General features: G+C 36.4%; 9 protein-coding genes. 5 read left to right on the forward strand and 4 right to left on the reverse strand.

Annotated elements, in window-relative coordinates; genetic code table 11:
- Positions 1–207 precede the first annotated feature (207 nt).
- Together KCG35_RS22730 and rbp are read left to right on the forward strand one after the other, a co-directional pair.
- On the forward strand, positions 208–606 hold the full coding sequence (locus KCG35_RS22730) for a S24 family peptidase (RefSeq protein WP_215822151.1): 399 nt from the start codon (positions 208–210) through the stop codon (positions 604–606).
- Between the two features lie 593 nt (positions 607–1,199).
- Positions 1,200–1,472: an RNA-binding regulator gene (gene rbp, locus KCG35_RS22735; protein WP_215822152.1), complete on the forward strand. Its 273-nt coding sequence runs from the start codon at positions 1,200–1,202 to the stop codon at positions 1,470–1,472.
- A 276-nt stretch (positions 1,473–1,748) separates the two neighbouring features.
- Here the strand turns inward: rbp and KCG35_RS22740 are convergent, their stop codons facing one another.
- The 4 genes from KCG35_RS22740 to ectA all read right to left on the reverse strand — a co-directional run bounded on the left by KCG35_RS22740 (position 1,749) and on the right by ectA (position 6,046).
- Positions 1,749–3,191: an aspartate kinase gene (locus KCG35_RS22740; RefSeq protein WP_215822153.1), complete on the reverse strand. Its 1,443-nt coding sequence runs from the start codon at positions 3,189–3,191 to the stop codon at positions 1,749–1,751.
- A 305-nt stretch (positions 3,192–3,496) separates the two neighbouring features.
- Complete coding sequence (locus KCG35_RS22745; RefSeq protein WP_215822154.1) at positions 3,497–3,907, reverse strand: ectoine synthase; 411 nt, start codon at positions 3,905–3,907, stop codon at positions 3,497–3,499.
- A 136-nt stretch (positions 3,908–4,043) separates the two neighbouring features.
- Positions 4,044–5,351 (reverse strand): diaminobutyrate--2-oxoglutarate transaminase, encoded by a 1,308-nt coding sequence (gene ectB / locus KCG35_RS22750; RefSeq protein ID WP_215822155.1) that lies wholly within the window; start codon positions 5,349–5,351, stop codon positions 4,044–4,046.
- Between the two features lie 179 nt (positions 5,352–5,530).
- Positions 5,531–6,046: a diaminobutyrate acetyltransferase gene (gene ectA, locus KCG35_RS22755; protein ID WP_215822156.1), complete on the reverse strand. Its 516-nt coding sequence runs from the start codon at positions 6,044–6,046 to the stop codon at positions 5,531–5,533.
- Between the two features lie 199 nt (positions 6,047–6,245).
- Between ectA and KCG35_RS22760 the strand changes: the two genes are divergently transcribed.
- The 3 genes from KCG35_RS22760 to KCG35_RS22770 all read left to right on the forward strand — a co-directional run.
- The gene (locus KCG35_RS22760; protein WP_215822157.1) at positions 6,246–6,689 is read left to right on the forward strand and encodes a chemotaxis protein CheW; all 444 of its coding nucleotides are present in this window, start codon (positions 6,246–6,248) and stop codon (positions 6,687–6,689) included.
- A gap of 98 nt (positions 6,690–6,787) precedes the next feature.
- On the forward strand, positions 6,788–7,234 hold the full coding sequence (locus KCG35_RS22765; protein ID WP_230409329.1) for a MarR family winged helix-turn-helix transcriptional regulator: 447 nt from the start codon (positions 6,788–6,790) through the stop codon (positions 7,232–7,234).
- Between the two features lie 526 nt (positions 7,235–7,760).
- Positions 7,761–8,127: hypothetical protein (locus KCG35_RS22770; RefSeq protein WP_215822158.1), on the forward strand; the 367-nt coding region annotated here is incomplete at its 3' end.

The following is an 8,127-nucleotide window of genomic DNA, read 5'->3' on the forward strand; positions in this document are numbered from 1 at the left end:
CCCTGCAGACAGGTAGTCTTATAATACACCTAAGGTTATACGGCTACTGCCTTTTTTCATAGATACCAAGCTCAAGGCCTATAAACACTCCATTATCATTTATTTTGATAGCAACTGTTGCTGTTTATAGGTAATTCCAATTGGTGTTCATTGATTCCTCATAATACTGTATATATATACAATACTAATAGTTTCAATGGTAAGGCTATGATTCAACAAGCAACAACTCCGCGCTTTGATCACTCTATAGCAACCCGTTTTCCACAATTAAAACAGCAGTTTATCGAAGAGCGTGTCAACTTACACAACTATGTTGTCAAACACCCTGAAGCAACATTCATCATTGAAGCTGGTGATGACTATATGCATGCTCATCACATCAAGGCCGGTGACTTACTCATTATTGATCGCTCACTTAAACCTGCCCATGGTGATATCGTTGTCGCAAGCCACCATAACCAATTGCTTATCCGCCAGCTTGTAGTTAAAGAATTAAGTGCCTGGTTATGCACAGGAGGAAATACGACCGCCGACCTTGCAGTAAAAGAAGATGGCATCCGTATTTTAGGTGTGGTTACCTTCTCGCTTAGTAGTAAACGGGGATAAATGTCCCCCTCTGCTTACTAGGTAAGAATGTATCATAAGATTTCAGTTCACCTCACCAACCTAGTCAAAGTAAGTTGTTATTTTTCATTATCTACACCCAAAATCTCTTAAAAACATCGATCTACAAACTATAATTATAGTAACCTGTCCTTTTGCTTAAAAAAATAATGTCTACTTAGCATAAATTAATATTCTTTTGCTCTGTAAGTTGGTATTGTGGCGGCAGATAGATTTACAGTATACAAAGGATTCTACTGTTAACTAAAAGAATTAGAATATAAGCTATTCTGAATATATCATACTTACCATTGCTGTAATTCAGGCAGACTTTATTTTCAAGTACTTCCTGATAACAGTACATCGGGCTGTAATAAGAGTAACAAGTGTAAGATAAGCACCCTTAAACGCAGCTCAAATGATACTTAGGCCATGAATAGCAGAAAGCATACCTAAAACTAGCCAGTCTAATGTCGCTAAAGCATAGTGTGTGCAATAATGAATAAGTCGAAAGTCGGCTTTCGCTATCGAATAATTTGTGTGTTTGGTTTTCTATAGCGTAATCTCAATCAACACACTAAATACTAGGAAAAAATATGAATCTTTATGTTGGCAATCTGGCTTACAGTGTTACCGAAGATGACTTGAGAGACGCATTTTCTGAGTTTGGTGAAGTTTCTGCAGTGAATCTTATATCTGACAAATTCTCAGGGCAGTCTAAAGGATTTGGTTTTGTTGAAATGCCTGATAACTCTGAGGCAGATGCCGCTATTAAGGCCTTTAATGACAGTATGTTTAAAGGCAGAAATATAAAAGTCAACCAAGCACGTCCTCGTGGAGAGCGTCCTCAACGCAGAGCACGTTACTAACCTCTACAGGCAGTTTTCGTAAGCACTATTTCTCATAGTGCTTACATACATTCTTTATTCATAGTGTTTTTTAACGATGCTAAGAATGACAAGTCCTGAACAAGAGCTTAAATAGAAATACCCTTTTCGACTTTGAGAAATTACTCAAGTTCTTTATATTAATTCAAACAGATTTATTTGTGATAATTTGTACTTAGTCTTTCCAAAGCTCCAAGGTGCTGTATAAATCAAGATAATAATTCAAATAACACTACTTGTCGCTTTAAATATTCTTGATTAAGATGCTAAACAAATTGCTTGTCCATGCTCATGAACTTCTACAAGACAACGATGTAAGCCCTTAACTGCTTTTTCATAGTCATCTTCACTGACAATAAATCTCATTTCCACCTGCCTCATCGTTTGATGTACCGCTAAAACACTAATCTTTTGCTCAGCTAAAGCAAGTACCGCTTTGGCTAACATGCCTGGTACCTGCATATCACTACCAACTACAGATACAATCGCAACTTTTTGTTGGTTAATATGTGCTTCACAAAATCTGTCTTCTAATGCCTGACGTATACGCTTGACTGTTTTTAAATTAGTGGAAAGATAGTGGGTAATTGTATTTGCATTGGTATCTTTTCCAATTGGATGACTTTTAAAACGATGAAGTATTGCTAATACTTCTTTATCATAAAAATCTATATTACCTGCCATATTCTGATCAAAAAGTTCAACGGCATAAATACCTTTGCAACCTGCAATTATCTCAACACAAGGCTTATCACTCACATAACTCCCCGTGATTAATGTACCAGTATGGTCTGGCTCAAAGGTATTTTTAACCCTTAATGGTATTTCATTTTTTCTCAATCCCTTTGCTGCTTTGGGATGAATAGCTTCCATACCAAGATTAGCTAATTGATCTGCAACATCATAATTAGTTCGTCCAATTGGTACTGCATTCGCCTCGCCAACCAGTTTTGGATCAGCGCTACTCAAATGAAATTCCTTATGAATTATTGCTTCTTTAGCTTCTGTTAACACCGCTATTCTACTAAATGTAATTTCACTGTATCCTCTATCATATGAAGACATTAAACCTTTTTCACAATGAGCATAGCCAGTCACAATTGCTAACTGTTTACTCAAATCCACTGTATTGAATGCTTGAGTTATTCTATCATCTAACGCAAGATGACAAGGCGATTGCCAACCCGTTAGATCAACAAAACAGGTGTCAATACCTTCCTGTTTAAGTAAATGCGTCATATTCCAGGCACTGTGTGCCTCCCCAATACTTGCCAGCATCTCCCGGACAGTCGCTAAATGTGTATCCAACGCAAAATGACCATGACGACATAACCTTTGCAAATCTTTCAAACAACGTTCAGCATCATTTAAACGTTGCCCTATAAATTTATTTGCTTTTTCTAGTAGGATTTCATCTGAAAATAGATTTTTATTTATAGAGAATATGCGAGCTCTTAAACTTTCTAGCGCATCCTGCCAACTTTCATCTTTGACACCATTCGCAAATAAAGCAAAAACCCCTGGTTTTCCTGATTTTTTGTATTCTAATAGTTGATCTGTAATACCCCCATAAGCGGATACAACAAAAATACGTTGATATAAGGTATTACTTTGCGTTGGCTTAAATATGATATTATCCCTGATAGCGGAAAAGTCATTCATAGACGTTCCACCAATTTTTTCTACACTATGCATCTTCATTTACTATCCTCATAAATTCCTTTTGAAATAATCCTCAAAATATTACTACATTTTAATTTCATTTATTTAATCAGCATGACAAACCTTATATAAACCGAGGATTAACCACTTATTAATATTACAGCCCAACAGCGCTTCTATATATATTAAAGTGGATACTGTTAGTTTTAACAGTCCAGACTAGCCTGATTAAAATCCCTTCGTTATGGGTAAGTCCACCTTTTGAAAAGGCTAATATCTTTACCCATAACGAAGGGAGCACGGTTTACAAGTTTGTATAAACAGCTTCCAATAAAAATAACGTATTAAGATGCTACAGCAAGTGGATCAGCTTCTACTTCATATGCCCCATCTTTATTGTGAACTTCTGTACCATTTAGAGGAGGATTGAAGACACATGCCATTTTCATTTCCGAAAATGCACGAAGAATATGCTTATCATTTTTATCTAGGATATAAATAGTACCTGGTTTTATTGGATACTTTTTACCATCATCCAGCGTTTCAACTTCACCTTCACCAGAAATACAGTAAACTGACTCCAAATGATTTTTATAATGCATTTGAAAGTCAGCGCCTTCATAAATTGTTGTTATATGGAAGGAAAATCCCATTTTGTCATTTTTTAGTAATAACCGAGTACTGTCCCAGTTTCCATCAGGCGAGATAATTTTACGTCCACACGATTCGCTTTCTTGTAATGTTCTTACAATCATTTAATCACCAAATTATTGAATCTTTTTGATACTTTATTTAACTAGCTCTTGTTAAGATCTATAACTTTCTGTGTCAATCGATCATTATCTACCAAGTTAACAATATTAAAACTATTTTACATTCAATAGATAACTACTAACTTGCCAGCTTTTGAGGTTCAAAATAGTCAACCTGACCTGGAATTATTTTTTCCTCGGCACATACATCTTTAATAGCCTGCTCAACAATATTGATGCCTTTTTTCAAGTTAACATCAGTAATGGTAAGCGGACATAGAAACTTAACTACATGGTCATCAGCACCACTGGTTTCAATAATCAAACCATTGTGAAATGCTTTACGCGTAATTTTATTAGCTAAGTCGCCATTCACACAATTGATGCCTTGCATCATGCCTCGACCGCATGGTGTAAAGTTACCTTCCCCATACTTCGCTACAATTGATTTTAAACTTTTCGAAATATACTCACCTTTTCGTTTAATATCATTAGCGAATTGGTGATCTGTCCAATAATGCTCTATAGCAATTTTAGCTGTAACAAAAGCTAAGTTATTCCCACGAAATGTCCCATTATGTTCGCCTGGTTTCCAACGATCTAACTCAGGTCGAAATAACACGACGGCAAAAGGTAAACCATAACCACTTAGCGATTTGGATAAAGTTACAATATCTGGCCTGATACCTGCCTTTTCAAAACTAAAATAACCACCAGTCCGCCCACATCCTGTTTGAATATCATCAACGATTAATAATATCTCATGTTTACGGCATACTGCTTCAAGGTTACGCAGCCACTCCAGAGATGCCGCATTAATTCCACCCTCACCTTGTACCGTTTCCACAATGACACCTGCAGGTTTATCCACACCACTGCTTGAATCAGACAGCACTTTATCCAGGTAGGCTGTTGTGTCTATGCCCTCACCTAAATAACCATCATAAGGCATTCGAATACTTCCGTTTAGACTGACACCTGCAGCCCCCCGATGGTGAGAATTACCTGTTAACGCTAATGATCCTAAGGTGACGCCATGAAAACCATTAGTAAAAGAAACTATTGTCTCTCGTCCTGTTACATTTCTTGCTAATTTGATCGCTGCTTCTACTGCATTAGTCCCTGTCGGTCCTGTAAACTGCATAACATACTCATATCCCCTTGGTTTTAATATTATTTCATTAAATACCTCGAGAAATTCACCTTTGGCCCGGGTATGCATATCAAGCCCATGAGTGATGCCATCATTACTTATGTAGTGAAGCAAAGCTTCTTTAAAGATGGGATTGTTATGGCCGTAGTTTAAAGTGCCAGCGCCTGCTAAAAAGTCTAAGTATTTGTTACCTTCTTCATCGTAAAGGAAATCGCCTTTAGCTTTATTAAATATACGCGGAAAAGAACGCGCATAGCTTTGCACTTCAGACTCAATCTCATCAAAAATTTTCACACTATTTCTCCCAATTTATTTAGCTTTATTCCTAAAGCTCTATATATACTCTAAAGGTGCTCAATCCTTATGCCTTTCCTCAGAAAGGTTAACTACAATAACGACTATATATTCATATAATTATTATTCTTTACTGCCCTTGCTAGGGCATACTTGGTAAGCCAATGAAGTCTCAAATTTTAGACTTCAAGGTGCGCATTAAATGGACCTATTTGCATTAAAAGCTCTGACTCATGATTTCCAGCAAAATGCTTTTCGCTATCAAAAAAGTCAGACTTGCTGAATGGTGCTTTTAATTCTTGCGCTAAACGCTCAAATAGAGCCCAGGATGCTCTGTTTGTCGCGGTTATTGTGGTTTCCAGAGTCTGTATCTGGCTATTACGCGTTCTGGCTAAAATACTTTTCAACATTCGTAACGCTAAACCAACACCTCTAGCCTGCTTGTCAACTGCTACCTGCCAGACAAATAGACAATCAGGTCGATCAGGAACCACATAGCCGGATATAAAACCAACAATGTTGCCTCTTAGTTCAGCAACAACTGATGTTCTCGAAAAGTGTGTGCACTGTAACAAGTTACAATACGTAGAGTTGACATCAAGCGGAGGGCACAGACCAATCAGTTCAAAAACGGCAAATCCGTCGCTAGACCTTGGTAACCGTAGCTTTACATTGTCTGCATCATATTCATACATATCTAATTATTAGAACTCTATATATTTACACGCTAAAAATTCAAACAAATTTACGCAAAAAAATCAACCTTATCGATAATTATCGACCATAACTTGCCAAAATTCACATTTCACACTTGCAAATATATATAGTACACTAAATACATGTTTACAATAATGTCACATATACAAACTAAAAATTTAGATATCTTACTAGTTTATGGATAAACAGTACTTGTGCTTTAAGCTAAATAACGAACTCTTTGTACATCAGGTAAGCACTGTTAGAGAGGTTATGCCTTATATCGAGCCAACCCCCGTACCAGGCTCACCTGATATCATTGAGGGTGTGTTAAATGTACGTGGCAATGTTGTGTCCATTATCTCTGCTCGAAGGTTGTTCAAATTACCCGAGAACCAACCTACCAAAGACTCATGCATTATCATCTTCGATACTATTTCAAACCAATATGGCATTTCTGTTGATTCTGTTGACGAAATAGTCACGCTCAACCCCAGTGAAATGAATGTATCCAGTGCTGAAGAGGAACTTTCTGAGTCTCAATTTATTAAGGGAACAGTCAAACATGCAAAAGGCCTACTAATTCTTGTTGATTTATCTAATCTCATAGAAATTGAGCGCAATACACTAAGCACTGACTAACTTGCATCGTAACAATAAAATGTGCTTATCCTTCGTTTACAAACTATACATAGCTAAAAAAATATTATTTCTTATTATTTAGCGAAGGAATTTTTACTTTGGACGAAATAGAAAATCTTTCAGTAGCATTACGGCGGGTTATAAGAGCAAACCATCTCCAGTCACACCATTTAGTTAAAACTACCGGGTTAACCACACCACAAATAGTTTTATTAAGCGCTATTCAAACTAAAGGTGAAGTAACTATTAAAGAACTGGCAAAGGAAATAAGTTTGAGCCAGGCAACTGTAACAACTATTATCGACAGATTGGAGAAAAAAAAATTACTAATACGAAAAAGGTCCGCCCAGGACAAACGTAAAGTTCACTGCCACCTTACTGCAAAAGGGTTAAGTACTATAGAAATGTCACCCGCACTATTTCATAAGTATTTTATCTATCATTTCAATAGCCTAGAAGATTGGGAAAAAAACTTAATTATTTCCGCATTACAACGAATTGCAAACATGATGGAAAAGCAGCCAGACCAACTTAACAAAAACTAAAAATGCTTTTTAAAAAGCGCTATATCACCTTACCTCCATATAAAAAAGTCGCCTTTAAGCACCATTAAGCAGACAAACTCACAAAGAATTACAATAAACCCATTCTATTAATATTTTTTTCATTTAGTTTAATATATCCAATCAACTTCGCATAATTAATATAGCTAATAGCAACTATTACTATTTTTAATCAAACAATATGCAGTCTTTCAAAGAATTATTTATCTTCTCATCTATTATACTCACTTTACACACAAGGTTATTCATGGTCTGTTCTTAAAAAGCTACAGACATCATATGTGGTATATATACTTATAGTGTATATCGTGGCAATTAATCATATTCGAGGCCTGATACTTATCCACCAAATACATTATTGCTTTGCTCCAAGATTACTACTGGGATAACTAAGGATATATCAGGTGATACACAGCAACTTGTGTATCCAACTTAGCTATCACCTACTAATTAATAATCCTATCAATAAACATATTATTGCTATTTTGTTATGAGTAAGGAGTTATATGTGAACAGACTCGCTTCTGTTATTGCTTTGTTAGTTGCCGGGCAAGCCTACGCCTCAGATATTGTTTTTCCCAATGATGGACCAATTTTATTTCCAGACGATCCTATCCTTAGTCAACTACCAGATAACCAAACAAATGGCTTGCCCGTTGTTAGTCCTTTACCATTAAGTATTGACGATATCAATAATACAATGAGTGCTGTCTTCCTCTCATCCTTAAACGAGTCTAAAGCTGTAGCAGAGGAACTGTCTGAAATCGGTAAAAATGAAGGATTTACTGTAAAACTCACAGATGATGGGGAATTATGGGCAGAAGACAACAAATGGATGTCAGCAGATGGAACGAAAATTTACCGCCCCGCGATCG

The organism is Zooshikella harenae, assembly GCF_018837975.1.
In the GTDB taxonomy this organism is placed as follows: Bacteria; Pseudomonadota; Gammaproteobacteria; order Pseudomonadales; family Zooshikellaceae; genus Zooshikella; species Zooshikella harenae.

Excerpts from the sequence above, each read along its gene's own strand:
- KCG35_RS22760 (WP_215822157.1), top strand. The coding sequence starts at position 6,246 with ATGGATAAACAGTACTTGTGCTTTAAGCTAAATAACGAACTCTTTGTA.
- KCG35_RS22740 (WP_215822153.1), bottom strand. The coding sequence starts at position 3,191 with ATGAAGATGCATAGTGTAGAAAAAATTGGTGGAACGTCTATGAATGAC.
- ectA (WP_215822156.1), bottom strand. The coding sequence starts at position 6,046 with ATGTATGAATATGATGCAGACAATGTAAAGCTACGGTTACCAAGGTCT.
- KCG35_RS22730 (WP_215822151.1), top strand. The coding sequence starts at position 208 with ATGATTCAACAAGCAACAACTCCGCGCTTTGATCACTCTATAGCAACC.
- rbp (WP_215822152.1), top strand. The coding sequence starts at position 1,200 with ATGAATCTTTATGTTGGCAATCTGGCTTACAGTGTTACCGAAGATGAC.
- KCG35_RS22745 (WP_215822154.1), bottom strand. The coding sequence starts at position 3,907 with ATGATTGTAAGAACATTACAAGAAAGCGAATCGTGTGGACGTAAAATT.